Raw genomic sequence first — 18,633 nt, forward strand, 5'->3', positions numbered from 1 at the left:
GCGGCATGGCTTTTTTACAGGAAGGCCGGGGCAATATCGCCCTGCTGATCGATGCGGACAATGCGTCGGCGGCCCATTTCGATTCGGTCATGACCGTGCTGGCGGAACTGGGCACGGTCAATATCCGCCGCGCCTATGGCAATTGGAGCAAGGCGACACTCAAGACCTGGGCGGCGCTGTCGGTCGCGCACGCGATCGAACCGCAGCAACAGTTCGACCTGACCAAGGGCAAAAACGCCACCGACATGAAGATGACGATCGACGCCATGGACCTGATGGCGTCGGGCCGGGTCGACGGGTTCGGCCTGATGTCCAGCGACAGCGACTTCACCCCGCTGGCGACCCGCATCCGCCAGCAGGGCATCCCGGTCTACGGCTTTGGATCGGCGAACACCCCCGAAGGCTTCCGCCGCGCCTGCACGCGGTTCCTCAATGTCGCGGCGCTGAAACCCGCAGAAGTGCCCGTGCTGGCCAAGGCCCCGGCCAAGGCGGCAGCCCCGGCCAAAGCCGCGCAGGCCAAGGCGACCACGCCGCAGCAGACGCCCCCCGCCAAGGGGGTCGCTGCGCCCGCCGCGCCCGCACCCGCCACGCCGCCCCCCAGCAAGACGGTGGACGCCGAAGTCGTGCGCCTGCTGATCGACGCCTATGACGAGGCGAAGCGCGACGAGCGCGGCTTCGTGGCGCTAGGGCCGGTCGGTCAGCGGGTCGGTAACCGTTCCAGTTTCGACGTGCGCAATTATGGCTATAAGCGCCTGTCCGACCTGGTCGCCGCCATCCCCAATTTCATCACCGAAGTCCGCGAAGGCGGGCAGACCTGGATCAAGCGGGTCAAGTGATGCTGCAGGTGGCGCGTCACCTGATGATCCATGGCCGGGTCCAGGGCGTGTGGTATCGCGCCTGGACGGTCGAAACGGCGCGCAGGCTGGGATTGGCCGGCTGGGTCCGTAACCGCACTGACGGGTGCGTGGAGGCGCTGGTGGAGGGCGAGGCGGCGGTGGTGGCGCGGTTTATCGCGCTGGCGCAGGACGGGCCACCGGCGGCGAAGGTGGCGCGGATTGATGTCGTCGAGGTGAGGGACGAGGGGCTGAGCGGGTTCGAGAAGCGGGGGACGCTTTGAGGCTGCAGGCGTCTACTAACGACCAAGGGGGGTCCTCTTAAGCATCGTCACCCTGAACTTGTTTCAGGGTCCATTTCTTCAGATAGAGCAACGGTCCATGTGGCACCATGGATGCTGAAACAAGTTCAGCATGACGATATCTGAAACTTCAGCTTTCCACCCAATTCGTCCTTCCAGCGAAGGCGGCAACCCATCTCGCACGCTCGCAACAAGCTGGAAAGACGGGAGATGGATCTCCGCGTTGACCGACAGCCGCCCTTCGGGTCGCGGAAATGGCGCCCCCGCCATCCACCCCTATCCCCCACCCTTGCCCTCGCCCTGCGGATAAGCCAGCGTTCGCTCGTCGTGCGCGGCACAGGGGGAATGGTCATGCGGGTTGGCATAGCAGGGATCATCGGCGCGCTCGTGCTGGCGTCCGGCGCGATGGGCGCGCAGGCGGACTGGCGCTGGCCCAGCTTCCCTGCCGGGGTCAGCGCCCCCGCCCTGCCCGCCGAAAATGGCATGAGCGCGGCCAAGGTCGCGCTGGGCCGCCGCCTCTTCTACGATCGCGCGCTGTCGCATGATGGCAGCATGGCCTGCGCCGATTGCCACCAACAGGCGCGCGGCTTTACCGACGGCCTGCCCACCCATGTCGGCGTGACCGGCGACATGGGCGTGCGCAACGTGCCGGGGCTTGCCAATGTCGGCTGGCGCAGCGGCCTGACCTGGACCGATGCGGGGATCACCACGCTCGAGGCGCAGGCGATGGTGCCGATGACCGGAACCAAGCCGGTGGAAATGGGCTTGGGCGACCGCGAGCACGACCTGGCCGCGCGGCTGGACGCCGATCCCTGCTATCGCCGGATGTTCGCGCAGGCCTTTCCCGGCGTGAAGGGCGGCACGGATTTCGCCAGGGTGACGGCGGCGCTGGGCGCGTTCCAGCGCACCATGATCTCGTTCGGCAGCGCCTATGATCGCGGTGCGCTGACGCCGCTGGCCGCCAAGGGTGCGGCGCAGTTCAAGGCGTCGGGCTGCGCATCCTGCCATAGCGGCCCGGACCTGACCGATGGCAAGGTCCATTATGTCGGCACGGCAGCGCCCCGCGAATCGGACGATCCGGCCTATGGCGGCAAACCGCCGCCCCCAGGTTTCGAGCCGCCGCCCGAACAGTTCCGCACCCCATCGCTGCGCAACGTCGCGGTTACCGGGCCATGGCTGCACGATGGCAAGGCCGACAGCATCGACGGCGCGATTCGCCGCCATGCCGCCGCGCATCTGACCGGCATCGACATGCCCGCGCTGCTGGCATTTCTTGATTTGCTGACGGACGGGGATTTTCTGAAGAATCCTGCGCTGGGACCGCCTCCTGTCGGCTGCCCTGTCCCGGCTTAGTCTGCCTAGCGCAGCGCACTCCCGCCTGAGCGGGAACACGGACGCTTCGGACGGGCGACAGACAAAAAAAGGGCCGATCCATGAAGGACCAGCCCGTAAAGTTTTAGGAGAGGATGCCTGAAAGGCTCGCTCCCTATGAAATGTTAGCGCCACCATCGCAAGTGCGAACGGCAAGGTTACGATTGCAAAAACTGCAATCGTAACCTTGCCACGGCGCGCATCAGCGCGTCAGCTTCTTATAGGCCAGCGCGGTCGGGCGATCGGCGGCGTCGCCCAGGCGGCGGCGCTTATCTTCCTCATAGGCTTCGAAATTGCCTTCGAACCATTCGACATGGCTGTTGCCTTCGAACGCCAGGATATGGGTGGCGAGGCGATCGAGGAAGAAGCGGTCATGGCTGATGACCACGGCGCAACCCGCGAAATTTTCGATCGCTTCTTCCAGCGCGCCCAGCGTTTCGACGTCCAGATCGTTGGTCGGTTCGTCGAGCAGCAGCACGTTGCCGCCGCGCTTCAGCATCTTTGCAATGTGGACGCGGTTGCGTTCGCCGCCCGACAGCTTGCCGACATTCTTCTGCTGGTCCTGCCCCTTGAAGTTGAAGGCGCCGACATAGGCGCGCGTCGACATGTCGTGGCCATTGACCTTCACATAGTCGAGACCATCGGACACTTCCTCCCAGACGTTCTTCGACCCGTCGAGATGATCGCGGCTCTGGTCGACAAAGCCCAGGCGGACGGTCGTGCCGATGTCGATCTCGCCTGCGTCCGGGGTTTCCTGGCCGGTGATGAGCTTGAACAGGGTGGACTTGCCCGCGCCGTTCGGGCCGATCACGCCGACGATGCCGCCCGGCGGCAGCAGGAAGGACAGATCCTCGAACAGCAGCTTGTCGCCGAACGCCTTGGTGATGCCCTTGAACTCGATGACCTTGCCGCCCAGACGCTCGGGCACCTGGATGACGATCTGCGCCTTGCCGGGCGATCGGTTATTCTGGCCGGCGACCAGTTCCTCGAACTTCTTGATACGCGCCTTTGACTTGGTCTGGCGGCCCTTGGTGCCCTGACGAATCCATTCCAGTTCGTCGTTGATCGCCTTCTGGCGGCCGGTCGCCTCGCGGTCTTCCTGCTCAAGACGCTTCGACTTCTTCTCCAGATAGGTGGAGTAGTTGCCTTCGTAAGGGAAATATTTCCCGCGATCGAGTTCGAGGATCCAGCCCACGACATTGTCGAGGAAATAGCGGTCATGGGTGATCATCAGCACCGACCCGGCATATTCCTTCAGATGATTTTCCAGCCAGGTGACGCTTTCGGCATCCAGATGGTTGGTCGGTTCGTCGAGCAGCAGAATATCCGGCTTCTGGATCAGCAGGCGGGTCAGCGCGATACGGCGCTTTTCACCGCCCGACAGGCTTTCCACCGACCAGTCCGAGGGCGGGCAGCGCAGCGCTTCCATCGCCAGTTCGAGCTGGCTGTCGAGCGACCAGCCATCGACCGCGTCGATCTGTTCCTGGAGCGTGCCCATTTCCTCCATCAGCGCGTCGAAATCGACGTCTTCCGGCGGGTCGCCCATGATGGCGCTGATCTCGTTGAAGCGGTCCAGCTTGTCCGCGGTTTCGCGTGCGCCGTCCTTGACGTTTTCCAGCACGGTCTTGTTCGGGTCGAGCTGCGGCTCCTGCGGCAGATAGCCGACCGTGATATTCTCGCCCGGCCAGGCTTCACCGGAAAAATCGGTGTCGATGCCGGCCATGATCTTGATGAGCGTCGACTTGCCCGCGCCGTTGGGGCCGACGATGCCGATCTTCGACCCGCGGTAGAATTGCAGGTTGATGTTGCTCAGCACCGGCTTGGCCGCGCCGGGGAAGGTCTTCGTCATGCTCTTCATGACATAGGCATATTGCGAGGAGGCGGACATGTTCGGGCAGCTCCAACGGTAGAATAAGAGGATTTGGCGCGGAGTTAGCGGAGGCGGGACGCATTGGCAAATGGGTGATGGCCCGCTACGCTCCCACCCATGCAGAAAATCCGATCGGGCACGCTGGCCGCCCTTCTCCTTGGCAGCATTTTCACCCCGCCCCTCGCCCTGGCCGCACCCGCCGACAGCGCCGCGATTCGCGAAGCGGCGCTGAAGGACGATGTCGCCTACGCCTTTACCGAAGGGCTGACGACCGAAGTCGGCCCACGCCCGGCCGGGACGCCGCAGGAGGCCCGCGCGCGCGAATGGGCGGTAGCAAAGCTCAAGGCGCTCGGCTTTTCCAATGTCCGTGCGGAACCTTATACTATGCCGGTATGGGTGCGCGGACGTGACGAAGCACGCATCCTCTCGCCCTTCCCGCAAAATCTGGTGCTGGCGGCGCTGGGCAATAGCGGGTCGACCAGCGACAAGGGGATAGAGGGCGAAATCGTCTATTTCCCCAGCATCGCCGATCTGGACGCCGCGCCCGCCACCATGCTGAAAGACAAGATCGCCTTTGTCGATCATGGCATGAAGGCGACGCAGGACGGCTCTTCCTATGGTTATTTCGGTGCGGCGCGGCGGCAGGGACCGAGCATCGCGTCGAAAAAGGGCGCGATCGCGATCCTGATCCGGTCGATCGGCACCGACCATCATCGCGTACCGCATACCGGCGTGCAGATGTGGGCGGACGGCGCGACGCCGATTCCCGCCGCGGCGCTCACCGTGCCGGACGCCGAACAGCTCGCCCGCGTGATCGCGCGCGGCCAGCCGGTGACGGTGCATCTGACGCTGACGTCCAGGATGCTGAAGGACCAGCCGTCCGGCAACGTCATCGCCGAAATTCCCGGCAGCGATCCGGCGGCGGGCGTGGTCGTGGCCGCCTGCCACCTCGACAGTTGGGACCAGGGCACGGGCGCGATCGACGACGCAACCGGATGCGGCATCGCAACGGCTGCCGCGTTGCAGATCGCCAAAACGGGCCAGCCCCGCCGCACCATCCGCGTGCTGATGGCGGGCGCGGAGGAAGTCGGCGGCGACGGCGCACGCGCTTATTATAAGGCGCATGGAACGGAGAAACATGCGCTGGCGATCGAATCGGATTTCGGCGCGGACCGCATCTGGCGCGTCGATTTCAAACTGCCGCAGGGACATGAGGCGTTGGCCAGGCGCATCGCCGGCGCGCTCGCGCCGCTGGGCGTCGGCGCCAGCACGCAGGAAGCGGGCGGCGGCGCCGATATCGCGCCGCTGGTGAAGGCCGGGGTGCCGGTGATCGATCTTCAGCAGGACGGCACCCGCTATTTCGACCTGCACCACACGCCCGACGATACGCTGGACAAGGTCGATCCGGACCAGTTGCGGCAGAATGTCGCGGCCTGGGCGGTGACGCTCGATGCGGTGGCCAATGCATCAGAATCCATGGGCGTTAACTGAACTTTTATAGTAGACAACGCCCTGTCGCGTGATTCCATCGTTTCACCGGCGCAGAAAAGCATTGATTTGTGCATCGCACACGTTAATGCGGGTCGCTCGCGTAGGGTCACATTTGTAACGTGCCAGACGCGGCATAATGCTATGGGAGCCGTACACAATGAAGAAGATCGCTGCTGTTTTCGCTTCGGCCAGCCTGATGGCCCTCGCCGCTTGCGGTGAGAAGCCGGCCAACGAGACCGCGAACGCTTCGAACGCCGTCGTCGAGAACGTTGTCGAGAACGCCGCCAACGCTGCTGAAAATGCTGCCAACGCTGCTGACAACGCCGCGAACGTTGCGAACAACGCCGCGAACGCGATGTAATCTTCGCATTTGCGAGATTCTCGAAGGGCGGGCCTTAACGGCCCGCCCTTTTTGTTTGCGCCGACATTTTGCATAATTGCCCAACGGAACATCCGCGGCTCTCCACCGGTTTTATCCCCGACGACAAAGGAGAAATCGACATGGGCAAGGGCATATTATTGTGGCTGCTGGGCGTGCCTATCCCCATCATTTTACTATTGTGGCTGTTCTTTCACTGATCCGCGCGATCGGCGATTGACGGGACGCGCGCTTCCCCGCTAAGGCCGCCCCTCGTCGGGGAGTAGCGCAGTCTGGTAGCGCGCCTGCTTTGGGAGCAGGATGTCGCAGGTTCGAATCCTGTCTCCCCGACCACCGCTTTAAAATAGTCGCAGGACGATGATCCACGCCGGCAAGGCAGCCAGCGCCAGAAAGGTGCCGAGCGGCGCTTGCGCGGTCCGGCTCTTCATCCGTCCGCTGACGAGCATCACCGCCAGCCCCAGCATCGATGCGATCAGCAGGATGAAAGGCAGCGCCTGCCAGCCAAACCATGCGCCAAGCGCACCGAGCAGCTTGGCATCGCCCAGGCCCAGGCCATCTCGCCCGCGCAGCGCCCGATAGCCCAGCGATATGGCCAGCAATATGCCATAGCCGATCGCCGCGCCGATGATGCGATCCATCAGGATGACGTCGGTCGCCCACATGCCGATGGTAAGGCCCAAAAAGGCCAGTGTCAGGGTCAGCGCATCTGGCAGCCAGAAATGCCGCCAATCCAGGATCGCCAGCGTCAGCAGCGTCCAGCCGAGCAGCGCCCAGCCTACGCCCCCCAAATCCGGCATCCCGCCGATCGCCAGTGCGCCGATGATCGCGCATCCCGCCTCCACCCGCCCATGCAGCGGATCGATATGTGCGCCGCAAGTACGACAACGCCCTCGCTGGACCAGCGCACTCATCAACGGAATCAGGTCGCGCACCGCCAGGGTCCGGCCGCAGCCGTCGCAGGCCGATCGGCCGCCGACCACGCCCCGCCCCTGCGGCCAGCGCAGGATCAGCGTGGCGAGAAAGCTGCCCAGGATTGCGCCGACCAGCGCGCCGGCCAGCGCCGCGATCGGCTGGATCACAACGTCCCTTCGACCTTCAGCAACTGGGCGTTGCCGACGCCGGCGAAACCGGCCTGGCCCAAAGTCGCCGCCAGCGTCGGATCAGCGGTTTCGACGCGCATTTCGGCCGCATAGCGCCCTGATCGCCAGATACGCAGAGTGATCTTCTCCAAGCCCGACTGGCTGACCAACGGCAGCAACAGCGCCTCGCCGTCGCAACTGACCATACCCGACAGCCCCTGCGTCAGGTTCAGGCCGGGAAATTGCCCCGCCATCCGCGCCCGCACCCGGCCTTCGGCATGGCCGCAGCGATCGCCCGTATAATAGGCGCTGACATCCTCCAGCATCAGGCTGCCGACCGGCAGCGGCGCGAAGGTGCGACCAAGCGGCACCGCGCCGGTGACGTCGTCCACACCGATGCGGCCGAAACCGACCGTCAAGGCGCCCTGAACGTCATCCGCCAGCCCCTTGACCCGCGCGACATCGAATCGCGCATGCCCCACGAGCAGGGCGACGGGCGACAACCCGGCCCGCACACTGCCGAGCGGCATATTGCCGAGCATCAACTGGTCGATCCGCCCGCTCCACACCGTTCCGCGCACTTCCCGCGCCGCAATGCCCAGCCGCTCCAGCCCGGCCAGGCCCAGCGCGACCCGCATCGGCAGGAACAGCAGCAGTCCCAGCGCCAGCGTTACGACCAGGATGATCCGCATCCGGCGTGACAGGGACAGGCCCATCATTGTCCCTCTCCCCGCACCAACACCGCCTGTACCGAGACGCTGCCCGCCGTGGGCGATGGCCGCGCGCTCATCGTGTCCACCCGGATGCCCTGCGCCTCCAGCGCGGCGAGCCAGGAAAAGAGCGCGACCGGCCGCACCGAAGCGATAGCGATGTCGATCCGGTCGCCGCCCTGTGCCTGCGCCCGTTCCAGCGTCAGCCCGGCCTCGCCCGCGCTCTGGCCGACGAACTGGTCGACCGGCGCGACCGGTCCTGTGACGACGGCGTTGCGCGGCAAAGCCTTGAGCTGCTTCACCGCGACGCGCACCGCCGCATTGCGGTCAGTCGCCTCATTGAGCGTATCGCGCGCGCTGCGCTGCGTCCGGTCGAGCGGCATGGCGACGCCAAACCACAGGATCACGACCGCCAGCAGCGCGAACATGACGCCCAGCATCCATTGCTCGCGGGTCGAGCGTTCCGCCCAATATGTGCCCAACCGTTCCATCATGACCGCACCGTGATATCTGCCAGCGTTCGTCCGCCCGGTTCCTGGGACGGAGTCGCCGTGATCGTGAAACCGGCCGCCTGCAACGCCAGCAGCACGATGTTGATGTCGTCCGCCTTGGCCGCGGCCAGGGTTGCGCGGACCATGCCGTCGGGATCGCGCGATAGGCTGGTCAGCGCCACGCCCGGCGCATCCTGCATCGCCGCCAGCACTCCCGCCACCGGCGCGGTGAAGGCGCGCCCGCCCGCGCCCCGCGCGGCCAGCTTGCCCTCCATTTCCGTCAGCGCCTGCACCGCATCGGTGGCGCCGGGCGTCACCTGCTGCGCCAGCGCCAGGCTTTCGCGGTCCAGTCGGCTCGCTTCCATATGCTGCTTGGCGATGCCGATCAGGGCGATGGCGAGGCTGACGAACAGGATCAGCCCGCTCCACAGCGCGATGCGGCCGATCATGCGACGGTCCAGCGCGCGGCGGACGCGCTTGGCGAAATCACCCTGCCGCAGATCGAGCAGCGGCGCGTCCAGCGCGGCGATCGCCCGCCCTTCGATCAACCCCGGCGACACGTCGATGATCGGCGCGTCGGCGATCAGTGCCGGCAACGCCATATCGCCGGTGAGCGCCATGTCGATGCCGCGCAACACCATGTCGCCGGCTATCAGGCCGCGGGCAAAGCCGCACTCCGGCTCCGGCAACAGCAGCGGCGCCGGCACGATGATGTCGGGGTCCAGCCCGTGATGCTGCGCCCAAAGCAGCCAGTGCTGCATGTCGGCGCGGCTCGCCACCGCGACGATGTGCGGGCGGGCGGGGTCTTCATTGGCATCGGTTGCGGCGAACAACTGGTCGGACGGGACAAGCCCGCCGGCGAGTGCCGCCAGCCGTGCCGCGGCGCGCCCCTGCCGCACCGGCAGCTCGGGATAGTCCGTCCAATACAACGTCACCAGCGCCGCCGGCGGCACCAGCATGACCCGCGCCTGATCGGGCAGCGCGTCGATGCCGCAAGCCGCCAGCCAGTTGGCGCCCATGCCCGACTGGACCAGCGCGCCGTCCACCACCCGAATCCAATGGGGTTCCGCGCCTGCCGCTTCGGGCAGGATGACGATCAGGGCGTCGCGACTGCTCATGCCCCCGCTCCCCAGCTGCGACGCACCAGCGTCGCCGGGCTTTGCCGCGCATCGATCAGCGCCCGCTCCACCACCTGCGTTCCCCCGACATCCACCGACACGTCCACTCCGAAAAATCCCGTCGTCAATTTCACCTGTTCCTGCACCTCGGTCATCGGCGAAAGCCCGGAAAGCGAAGGCAAGGCCCAGAATTGCACCGTGCTGCCGTAGCCGTCCGCTGGCCGTTGCGCCAGCAGTTGCCGTGCCTGGCCGACGCTCAATTGTCCTGGCATCAGCATCGCGAACAACGGCGCCTGATCGGGCAACAGCGTATTGATGTTGATCGGCGACAGCGTCGTGACCGGCAGGGCGCAAATCCATGGCCGCGCCAGCGCGTAGATGGCGGGGCTGATCCCGCTGACTGCGCGCAATTCGCTGGCGTCCACCATCATGCGGTTGGCGGCGCGATAGGGCCGCTCCATCCGCGCATAGGTCTCATCCTCGGCCCCGCCGGGTTGGGGCGCACTGTCGGTGTCGATCCAGTCGGCCAGGCTCGCCGCCGCGGCCTGCGCCTGTCGCGCATCCACGCCCAGCGCCTGCAACAAACCCTGAAACTGGCCGACGCCGATCGGCCGCACCTTCAGGCTTGTTTCGCTCTCGCCGCTGACGACGCTGTTGAGGTTGAAGCAATTGCCCGCGTCCGTCACCCGCGCGGTCGCGATACCCCCCGGCACCGGCAGGCTCTGCGGCGTGCCCATCCATCCGCCCGCCAGCGTGATCCTGGCCGGGTTCGATTCGGTCAGGTCGGCGATGCGCAGCCGGGCCATTTCCGTCGCGGCATCGGCATAGGCGCGGCCCTGGTCCACGGCGCCGCCATTGCCGGTCATCCGCGTCGCCAGTGCGACCCGCTCCAGCGCGGTCGCGGCGACCACGGCCATGACCGCTACCAGCAGCAGCACGGTCAGCAACGCGGCACCCCGTTCGTTTTTGGTGCCCCGTGAAGCCGTGTACGGCGGAACGCTCGAAAGAGGATCAGGCACCGGCCGCGACCTCCAGCTTTTCCACCGGGTCGGGCGCGACCAGAAAGCGCAGCATGACCGGCGGTTCGCCGGTGCGCGTCACCGTCATTTCGACCGCACGGGGCAACAGGTCGGGCTGGGTCGGGGTCCAATCCTCCCGCCATTTGCCCTGCGCGTCCCGAAAGCGCAGCACGACCGCCTCGACATTCTCCAGCAGCGCAGCCGGATCGTCGCCCGCCGCGCCGTCGAGCTGGGCGTAAGTGCGTCGTTCCAGCCGCCCCTGCCGCACCCAATATTCGACCTTCTGCAAGGATGGCCGGGGCAACTCGCCCAAATTGTCCCATCCACCGCGCACGAACTGCATCACCGGCTGGCTCTCGCCGTCCTGATGGGCCCAGAAGGCGGGCGCCAGGGTGCCGGCCTCGGTCCGCGTGATACGCGGCACCGCCTGCCCCAGGTCGCCGGCCAGCGCCCCGCCCGCGCGCTGCACCGCCGCCATATCGTCCAGCCGCGCCTTGATTTGCGCCTGCGCCGAAACGCTGTTGCCCAACAGCAGCACGCCCGCCCCCGCCAGCAGGGCAAAAATCATCAGGGCGACGAGCAACTCGATCAGCGTGAAGCCGTGTTCGGCGGAACGCCCCGGAAACGTGAAGCCGTGTTCGGCGGAACGCCCGGAAAACGTGAAGCCGTGTTCGGCGGAACGCCAGGAAAGCGTGAAGCCGTCCTCACGCCCAAACGGAGGTTGGAAGCGCGCCATCACTCGACCGTCCGCACGAAGCTGAGCACCACCGGCGATGCGCCCGGCTGGCCATCGACGGTCAGGTCGACCTGCAACAGCCGCCGGTCGTCGGTCGGCTTGACGGTCCGGCTCCAGTGCCAGCGCCGCCCGCCATTGTCGACATCGCCAGCCTCCTCGCCCACCGATGGTGGGACGGGATCGGTCTGCACGTCGACCATCAGGTTGCGCGCGACGATCTGGCCCAGCGCCTTGCTGTCGAGATCGGCGGCGGTGCGCAGCGTCACGCCCTGCAACCGCACCAGCGCCAGCGCGGCGAGGCTGAACACCGCCAGCGCGACCAGCATTTCGAGGAGGGTGAAGCCTTCCTGCCCCTTGCGACGCCTACCCACCGACCATGACCTTCCCCGCCATGTCGACGGTCACCGACACCCGTTCGCCTTCGCGCGCCAGAGTGACGGTCAGCGGATCGGTGGGCAGGCCGGTGCCGTCGAAGGCGATCTGCTGGCGGCCATCCTTGCCCACCAGAGCGCGGGTGCCACTCTTCCAATTGGCGGTAACGAAGGGCTTGTCCTCCAGCGGCGTCCATTGCCCTCCCTCGCGACGCTGGAAGCCATAGCCGGATGCCGACACCCACAGGCCCATCGGGCGCGCGGTCACGACCGCTTCGTCGCGCGCGGCGGCAACGCGCGCGGCGAAGCGGTCGGCATCCTCGATCACGCGTCCGCGCGGATCGGGGATGGCGAGCACGACGGCAGCCGAAATGAAGCCGATGATCGTCAGCACGACCATCAGCTCCAGCAGGGTGAAACCGCTCTCTTCAGAGTTCGCTGGAATAAATATCCGCATTTTCACTCTCGCCGCCCGCCTGGCCGTCCGCGCCCAGCGAACTGATGTCGAACGCGCCCTTGCGGCCCGGCACGGTGTAGACATAGGCGCGGCCCCACGGGTCGTCGGGCAGCTTCTTGATATAGCCGCCGCGGCGATAGCGCTGCGGCTGCGCCAGCGAGGCGGGCGGGTTGAGCAAGGCCTGCAACCCGTCCGATCCCGCCGGATAGGTCAGGTTATCGAGCCGATACTGCTCCAGCGCCTGTTCGATGGTGGCGATGTCCGCCTTCGCCTTTTCGACGCGAGCCGTATCGGTCGCAGGGATGACATTGATCGCCACGATCGTCGCCAGCAGGCCGATGATGACGATGACGACCATCAGCTCGACCAGCGTGAAGCCGGCTTCACCTGACGTCTCGTCTCCGTTCGCCCTGAGCTTGTCGAAGGGCTTTTCTTTTGTTTTGAAGCCAGAGAGGGCTTCGACAAGCTCAGCCCGAACGGATTTTAGATTGAACATATTCAACTCCTTCAAGCCCCGGTGAGGCTTTGCAGCTGCAGGATCGGCAGCAGGATGGACAGGATGATGACGGCGACGATGCCCCCCATCAGTATGATGATGATCGGCTCCAGCATAGCGAGCGCGGTCGAGGTGAAGGCGTCGAATTCGCGTTCCAGATAATCGGCGGCCCGCTCCAGCATGGTGTCGAGCCGCCCGGCGCTCTCGCCGCTCGCCGCCAGATAGACCAGCAGCGGGGGAAACACGCCCGCCCGGCGCAGCGCCGCGGACAGGCTGCCGCCGCCCCGGATCGCCTCGACGATCTCGTCCGACGCCTTGCGCAGCACGCGATTATGGACCGTGTTGGCGGTGAGCGTCAGCCCCTCCATCAGCGGCAGGCGGCTGGCGACCATGGTGGACAGGGTGCGCGCCATCCGTGCGGCATGCAGGTCACGGATCAACCTGCCCAGCACGGGCAGCCCCAGCAGCATCGCGTCAAAGCGATAGCGAAAGCCGTCATTCTTCAACGCGCGCCAGAAACCGAAGCCGGCCAGCAGCATCGCGATCAGCAGCAACCACCAATAGGCGGCCAGAAAAGCCGATATCGCCATGACGATCCGGGTCAGCAGCGGCAATTCCTGTCCGACCGTGTCGAACTGCTCCACCACCTTGGGCACGACGAAAATCATCAGCGCCGCAACCACGAACACGGCAAAAGTTGCCAGCACCGACGGATAGGCGATGGCGGTCAGCACCTTCGAGCGCATCACCGCCTGCCGTTCCATCAGGTCGGACAGACGCTCCATGATGGTGGGCAGGCTGCCGGAGCTTTCACCGGCCGAGATCATCGCGCGATAGAGCGGCGGGAAGCTTTTCGGCTCCGCGCCCAGCGCATCGGCCAGCCGCCGCCCTTCCATCACCCCGCCATGGACCTTGCCCACGATCGCGCGGACATGATCCTGCTCGCTCTGGCGACCGATGGTGCGCAGCGATTCCTCCAGCGGGCTGACCTGCGTCAGCGTCGCCAACTGGCGGGTGAAGAGCGTCAGTTCCTTGGGGCTGAGGCGCGGCGTGCGCAGCGACAGGCTCGCCCGCTTGCGCGCCGTTTCCACCGCGCCGGGTTCGATCCGCACGATGAACATCTTGCGCGCATCCAGCTTGGCGCGCGCATCCTCGATCGTCCCGGCCTTGATGCTGCCGTTGCGCTCCCGGCCCGCCGGGTCGATCGCGCTATAGTCGAAATCAGCCATCGACTATGGTTTCCGCCTCGATCGCGTCGCGGCGCGACACGCGTATGGCTTCCTCCGCCGTGGTCTGGCCGTCGCGCACCAGCGCCCGCGCCGCCGATCCCAGATTGGGGGCATTCAGGAAGGCATGGCGCGCGATCAGCGATTCGTCGCCACCGTCGTTGATCAGGCGACGGATGGTGTCGTCCACACGGATCGCCTCGAACACGCCGATGCGGCCCTTATAGCCGCTGCCGCCGCATTCGTCGCAGCCCTTCGCCCGATAGATGATCGTACCGGGGTCGAAGCCCAGCAATGCGCTGGCCGATTTGTCGGCCTGCACCGGTTCACGGCAATTCTGGCACAACCGCCGAACCAGCCGCTGGGCGATGACCGCACGCAGGGTGGAGGCGAGCAGAAAGGGTTCTACCCGCATATCGCGCATCCGGGTGATCGCGCCGACCGCATCATTGGTGTGGACGGTGGACAGGACGAGATGCCCCGTCAGCGACGCCTGCACGGCGATTTCCGCCGTTTCCCGGTCGCGGATTTCGCCGACCATGACGACGTCGGGATCTTGCCGCAGGATCGCGCGCAGGCCCGCCGCGAAGGTCAGGCCGACCTTGGCATTCACCTGGGTCTGGCCCACGCCCTCCATCGCATATTCGACCGGGTCTTCGACGGTCAGGATATTGCGCGATCCGTCATTGAGCTGGCGCAGGCCGGCATAGAGCGTCGTCGTCTTGCCCGACCCGGTCGGCCCGGTGACCAGGATGATGCCGTTGGGTTCGCTCAATCCTTCGCGGAAGATGCGGTCCGGCACCCCGTTCATGCCCAGCAGGTCGAGCGTGATCCCGGCATTTTCCTTGTCCAGGATACGCAGCACGACCCGCTCGCCCGCCCGACTGGGCAGGGTGGAGACACGCACGTCAAGCAGCTTGCCGCCCAGCGTCAGGCCGATGCGCCCGTCCTGCGGCACGCGCCGTTCGGCGATGTCGAGCCGCGCCATCACCTTGATGCGGCTGACGACGACCGGCGCGACATGCGGCGGCATCCGCAGCGTCTCGCGCAGCACGCCATCTACGCGCATCCGCACGATCAGGCCGGTTTCATAGGGTTCGATATGGATGTCCGACACGCCTTGCCGCGCCGCTTCGGCGATGATGCCGTTGATCAGCCGGATCGCGGGCGCATCGTCGGCGCTGTCGAGCAGGTCGTCGGCGGTCGGAATGTCTGCGGCCAAAATGTCCAGTTCGTCCGCGCCGACCTCCAGCGATCCGGCCATGGCCGCGGCGCTGCCCTCCATCGCATAATGGTTCGACAAGTGCCGGTCGAACTCTGCCGGTTCAACGAAAATGACGTCGAAGCTGCGCGCCAGATGCCGCCGCACCTCTAGCAGCACGCGCGGATCGCTCCCCGCGCGCACCGCTATGGTCAGCCGCTCGCCCTCGACCGGCAGCATGACCACGCCATGCCTGCGCGCGAAGACATAAGGTATGTCGATGGGCCGCGGCGGCTGCGCGGGCGGGCTGATGTCGGTGTGCGTCTGTTCGCTCACTTGCGCCCTCCGCTTGCCGGTATTTCGACCGGCCGCACCACGCCGCTCGACTGGCGGACGGTGGGTTCGATGACCTGCGCGGGCGCCGCATCGGGCTGCACCACCGCATCGCCCGGCTGCGCCGCGACCGGCGGGGTCGCGCCCATATAGTCGCGCACCAGTTCGTCTATCGTCGGTTCGACATCGGGATTGCGCTGCAACTGCATACCCCGGACATAGCCGTAGCGCTGCTGCGTCAGCCGCTGCGCATCCTCCTTCGACCGCAGAATGGTCGGCCGGATGAAGACCATCAAATTGGTCTTGGTCCGGCTCTTGCTGCGCGATTTGAACAATTCGCCCAACCCCGGAATATCGGACAGCAGCGGGATGCGTTCGATCGTCTTGCGCTCATTATCGTCCAGCAGGCCGCCCAGCGCCAGTATCTCGCCGTCATCGACGGTCACGGTCGTCTCGATCTCGCGCTTGTTGATGATGAGGTCGCTGCTGGAGTTGCTGACTGGCCCGGCCACGCTCGACACTTCCTGCTTCAGGAACAGCTTGATCGCGCCGCCGGTGTTGATCTGCGGCTTCACTTCCAGCTTGATGCCGACATCCTGACGCTGGACGGTACGGAACTGATTGTCGAAATTCTGGCTCAGCGCCTCGCCGGTGGTAACGGGCACCTGCTGCCCGACCAGGATCGACGCCTTCTGATTGTCCAGCGTCATCACGGACGGCGTGGAAAGCAGGTTGCTTTCGGTGTCGGATTTGACCGCATTGATGATCGCGCCGAAAATGCCGTTCTTGCCGATGCTGCCGCCCAGCCCCGCAATCGCGCCGGTTGCGCTGGTCAGGCTGCTGATCGCCGCTTCCTGCAAGCTGCTCGCGAGGTCGCCGCTATTCTGGACCTCGGTCGTCGTTTTAGTACCGTCCGGCGCCACCACGGTCGTCGTCGTCGTACCGAGCTGCGTCGCGCCATAGGCCCCCGCCAATGTCAGCAGATTGGGCGAGGCGTTGGAATAGTTGCTCGCGGCGAAGCCGGTCGATGTGCTGCCGAGCAGGAACTGCACGCCCAGCTTCTTGGCGGCCGCGTCGCTGATCTCGACGATGATCGCCTCCACCAGCACCTGTTCGCGCCGGGTGTCGACCTGGCGGATGGTTTCGCCCAGCATCCGCTGCACGTCGCTGTTCGCCGCGACGATGATCGCATTGGCGCCTTCGTAACGGGTGACGATCGCCGGGCCGCGGGTGGAAATGCCGCCGCCGCTCGATGCGGACGAGGATGCCGCCGCGACCGGCGCAGCCGCCTGCGCTGCGGGCGCACCGCCCTGCCCGCCGGCGGCCGGGGTGGAAGCCGTCACCGGTTGGCTGGTCGATTGGCCCACAAGCTGCTGCAATACCGGCAGCAGCTTTTCGGCGTCGGCATGTTCCAGCCAGTAGACGCGGATTTCGGTGCCGCTCGCCGCCTGCTGGTCGAGCTGGCGCGCCATGGCGGCGAGTCGCGCAACAGTATTGGCGTCGCCGCGGATCGCGACGGCGTTGCTGCTGTCGATCGGCACCACGGTCGCGGCCGACGGCGCGGCGTTCTCCCCGCCGCCCCCGCTCGCCACCAGCGCCTGGAGCGAGGTCGCGATTTCGCGCGCGCCAGCATTTTTCAGCATCACCATCTGCGTCGACGACGTATCGCGGTCGATACGGGCGATCACCTGCCGGATGCGGGCGATATTGTCGGCATAGTCGGCCACGACCACGCTGTTGCCCGCGCGGTTGGCGGTGACGGAGCCTTCCTTGCTGACCAGCGGGCGCAGCGTTTCCAGCGCGCTCGCCGCGTCGATGGAGCGCAGGCGAAACACCTCCGTCACGAAGCTGTTGCGATTGGCGGCGCGTCCGACGCTACTCGGCTGGCCCGCAGCGCCATCGGCCGGCTGGATGCGATAGGCCCCGCCGGGTGCCGGCACCGCCACCAGGCCGTTGGCGCGCAGCGTGGAAAGCACGATCTCGAAATATTCGGATCGCGACAGCGGCCGGTCGGTCACGACCGAAACCTTCCCCTGCACCTTGTTGTCGATGATGAAGGTCCGGCCGGTGACCCGCGCAGCATCCTGGATGAAGGCCCGGATGTCGGCATCGCGCACATTGAGCGTCTGCTGCGCCAGGAGCGGCGCGGCGATGGGCGTGGCGAGCGCGAGCGCGGTGGCGGCGGTAAGGAGGAATTTGCGGGTCATTGGCCTTGCACTATGATGTTGACCGATGCCACGGCGGCGCCGCGCTCGACGGTGAGGGAAAGGCGCGCGCCGGGCGCGATCTGGTTCTGGAGAGACTGGAGGTCGCCGGCCGATCCGATCGGCTGGCCATTGATCTGGCTGATGATGTCGCCGGGCCGGAAGCCCGCGCCCGCGAAGGTCGGCCCCTTGGCCATGACCGCAAGGCCGGTGACACGGCCGTTCTGCAACCGCGGGGCAAAACCGATGTCGCGCTTCAGGCTGTCCACGGTCGGACCGGCGCCGGGTGCGGCGGGTGGCGGTGGGGCGGCGCTCTGCCAGCCAGCGCCCTGAACCGAGGCGACCGCAGCGGCGGGTTCGGCTTCGGGGGCCGGGGTCGACTGGTCGATGAAAATCTGTTCTTCCGCGCCGCCCCGGTCGATCGTCACATGATCGAACGCCACGGCCTTCAGCACCACGCCCGGCAGGATCTCATCGCCCACGGCGAAGCTGTTCTGCACCCCGTCGGGCGCGGCGATGATGGCCGATCCAAGCCCCGACCCTTCGTTCAGCCGCACGCCATACAGCGTCAGCGCCAGCGAAGTGACGACGCCACTACCCGCCTGTTGCGGCGCGCCCGTGCGGAAAAAGGGATCGAAGCTGGCGAACAGCGCCTGCCGCGCGCTGGGCGACAATATCTGCGCCTGACGCCCTTCCCACGGTCCGAAGCTGCCGACCGGCGCCACGACCGCCCAGATCAGCCGTACCAGTTGCAAAGCCAGCAGGACGAGCAACACCCGTTCGAGCAGCCCAAGCCAGTCGATCGTGGGAATGGCCGCCGTCTTCCCGCGTCCGAAGCCGCGCATCCTGTCGCTAAATGGCACTCGCATGATGCTGCCCCAAGCCCCCAATCGTTTGGGAGCCTGCTAGGCAGATGATCTTACTGCTGCATGACAGTTATATTGCG

The 18,633-nt window shown here is 66.2% G+C and carries 19 protein-coding genes and 1 tRNA gene; 6 read left to right on the forward strand and 14 right to left on the reverse strand.

Annotated elements, in window-relative coordinates; genetic code table 11:
• Nucleotides 1-5 precede the first annotated feature (5 nt).
• The 3 genes from ABT375_RS04140 (at nucleotide 6) to ABT375_RS04150 (ending at nucleotide 2,488) form a co-directional block, all read left to right on the forward strand.
• Complete coding sequence (locus ABT375_RS04140) at nucleotides 6-836, forward strand: NYN domain-containing protein (protein WP_224546159.1); 831 nt, start codon at nucleotides 6-8, stop codon at nucleotides 834-836.
• Nucleotides 836-1,117: an acylphosphatase gene (locus ABT375_RS04145; RefSeq protein ID WP_416464845.1), complete on the forward strand. Its 282-nt coding sequence runs from the start codon at nucleotides 836-838 to the stop codon at nucleotides 1,115-1,117. The genes ABT375_RS04140 and ABT375_RS04145 overlap by 1 nt, the downstream gene beginning before the upstream one ends.
• A 369-nt stretch (nucleotides 1,118-1,486) precedes the next feature.
• Nucleotides 1,487-2,488, forward strand: a complete 1,002-nt coding sequence (locus tag ABT375_RS04150) for a cytochrome-c peroxidase (protein WP_416464218.1) — start codon at nucleotides 1,487-1,489, stop codon at nucleotides 2,486-2,488.
• A gap of 220 nt (nucleotides 2,489-2,708) precedes the next feature.
• On the opposite strand, the gene ettA is transcribed toward ABT375_RS04150, so the two are convergent.
• Nucleotides 2,709-4,394: an energy-dependent translational throttle protein EttA gene (gene ettA, locus ABT375_RS04155; protein WP_224546158.1), complete on the reverse strand. Its 1,686-nt coding sequence runs from the start codon at nucleotides 4,392-4,394 to the stop codon at nucleotides 2,709-2,711.
• A 99-nt stretch (nucleotides 4,395-4,493) separates the two neighbouring features.
• Here ettA and ABT375_RS04160 point away from each other — a divergent pair, with 99 nt between their 5' ends.
• From ABT375_RS04160 to ABT375_RS04170, 3 genes are all read left to right on the forward strand, one after another.
• On the forward strand, nucleotides 4,494-5,867 hold the full coding sequence (locus ABT375_RS04160; RefSeq protein ID WP_416464219.1) for a M20/M25/M40 family metallo-hydrolase: 1,374 nt from the start codon (nucleotides 4,494-4,496) through the stop codon (nucleotides 5,865-5,867).
• A gap of 157 nt (nucleotides 5,868-6,024) precedes the next feature.
• Nucleotides 6,025-6,228 carry a hypothetical protein gene (locus ABT375_RS04165; protein ID WP_224546154.1) on the forward strand — a complete coding sequence of 68 codons (204 nt, stop codon included), beginning with the start codon at nucleotides 6,025-6,027 and terminating at the stop codon, nucleotides 6,226-6,228.
• 274 nt (nucleotides 6,229-6,502) lie between these two features.
• Nucleotides 6,503-6,579: transfer RNA gene (locus tag ABT375_RS04170), tRNA-Pro, on the forward strand.
• Nucleotides 6,580-6,584: 5 nt separating this feature from the next.
• Here the strand turns inward: ABT375_RS04170 and ABT375_RS04175 are convergent.
• The 13 genes from ABT375_RS04175 to ABT375_RS04235 all read right to left on the reverse strand — a co-directional run bounded on the left by ABT375_RS04175 (nucleotide 6,585) and on the right by ABT375_RS04235 (nucleotide 18,556).
• A complete protein-coding gene (locus tag ABT375_RS04175) occupies nucleotides 6,585-7,325 on the reverse strand; it encodes a prepilin peptidase (protein WP_416464220.1) in 741 nt (246 codons plus the stop codon).
• The gene (gspN, locus tag ABT375_RS04180) at nucleotides 7,322-8,044 is read right to left on the reverse strand and encodes a type II secretion system protein N (RefSeq protein WP_416464221.1); all 723 of its coding nucleotides are present in this window, start codon (nucleotides 8,042-8,044) and stop codon (nucleotides 7,322-7,324) included. Before gspN ends, ABT375_RS04175 begins: the two co-directional genes overlap by 4 nt.
• A complete protein-coding gene (gene gspM / locus ABT375_RS04185) occupies nucleotides 8,041-8,529 on the reverse strand; it encodes a type II secretion system protein GspM (protein ID WP_224546147.1) in 489 nt (162 codons plus the stop codon). Before gspM ends, gspN begins: the two co-directional genes overlap by 4 nt.
• Nucleotides 8,526-9,644: a type II secretion system protein GspL gene (gene gspL / locus ABT375_RS04190; RefSeq protein WP_416464222.1), complete on the reverse strand. Its 1,119-nt coding sequence runs from the start codon at nucleotides 9,642-9,644 to the stop codon at nucleotides 8,526-8,528. Before gspL ends, gspM begins: the two co-directional genes overlap by 4 nt.
• Nucleotides 9,641-10,663 (reverse strand): type II secretion system minor pseudopilin GspK, encoded by a 1,023-nt coding sequence (gene gspK / locus ABT375_RS04195; protein ID WP_416464223.1) that lies wholly within the window; start codon nucleotides 10,661-10,663, stop codon nucleotides 9,641-9,643. The genes gspL and gspK overlap by 4 nt, the downstream gene beginning before the upstream one ends.
• On the reverse strand, nucleotides 10,656-11,255 hold the full coding sequence (gene gspJ, locus ABT375_RS04200) for a type II secretion system minor pseudopilin GspJ (RefSeq protein ID WP_416464846.1): 600 nt from the start codon (nucleotides 11,253-11,255) through the stop codon (nucleotides 10,656-10,658). Before gspJ ends, gspK begins: the two co-directional genes overlap by 8 nt.
• Before the next feature lie 143 nt (nucleotides 11,256-11,398).
• Nucleotides 11,399-11,770, reverse strand: a complete 372-nt coding sequence (gene gspI, locus ABT375_RS04205) for a type II secretion system minor pseudopilin GspI (RefSeq protein WP_416464224.1) — start codon at nucleotides 11,768-11,770, stop codon at nucleotides 11,399-11,401.
• The gene (locus tag ABT375_RS04210; protein WP_224546138.1) at nucleotides 11,763-12,227 is read right to left on the reverse strand and encodes a GspH/FimT family pseudopilin; all 465 of its coding nucleotides are present in this window, start codon (nucleotides 12,225-12,227) and stop codon (nucleotides 11,763-11,765) included. Before ABT375_RS04210 ends, gspI begins: the two co-directional genes overlap by 8 nt.
• Nucleotides 12,199-12,723: a type II secretion system major pseudopilin GspG gene (gene gspG, locus ABT375_RS04215; RefSeq protein WP_416464225.1), complete on the reverse strand. Its 525-nt coding sequence runs from the start codon at nucleotides 12,721-12,723 to the stop codon at nucleotides 12,199-12,201. Before gspG ends, ABT375_RS04210 begins: the two co-directional genes overlap by 29 nt.
• A gap of 11 nt (nucleotides 12,724-12,734) precedes the next feature.
• Nucleotides 12,735-13,952, reverse strand: coding sequence for a type II secretion system inner membrane protein GspF (gene gspF / locus ABT375_RS04220; RefSeq protein ID WP_224546135.1), 1,218 nt, complete (start codon nucleotides 13,950-13,952; stop codon nucleotides 12,735-12,737).
• Complete coding sequence (gspE, locus tag ABT375_RS04225) at nucleotides 13,945-15,486, reverse strand: type II secretion system ATPase GspE (protein WP_416464226.1); 1,542 nt, start codon at nucleotides 15,484-15,486, stop codon at nucleotides 13,945-13,947. Before gspE ends, gspF begins: the two co-directional genes overlap by 8 nt.
• Nucleotides 15,483-17,690, reverse strand: a complete 2,208-nt coding sequence (gene gspD / locus ABT375_RS04230) for a type II secretion system secretin GspD (protein ID WP_261934550.1) — start codon at nucleotides 17,688-17,690, stop codon at nucleotides 15,483-15,485. Before gspD ends, gspE begins: the two co-directional genes overlap by 4 nt.
• Entirely contained in the window at nucleotides 17,687-18,556 is an 870-nt protein-coding gene (locus ABT375_RS04235) for a type II secretion system protein N (RefSeq protein ID WP_416464227.1), read from the reverse strand. Before ABT375_RS04235 ends, gspD begins: the two co-directional genes overlap by 4 nt.
• Nucleotides 18,557-18,633: the final 77 nt, after the last annotated feature.

Source organism: Sphingomonas sp. VDB2 (assembly GCF_047946695.1).
GTDB classification, from domain to species: domain Bacteria; phylum Pseudomonadota; class Alphaproteobacteria; order Sphingomonadales; family Sphingomonadaceae; genus Sphingobium; species Sphingobium bisphenolicum.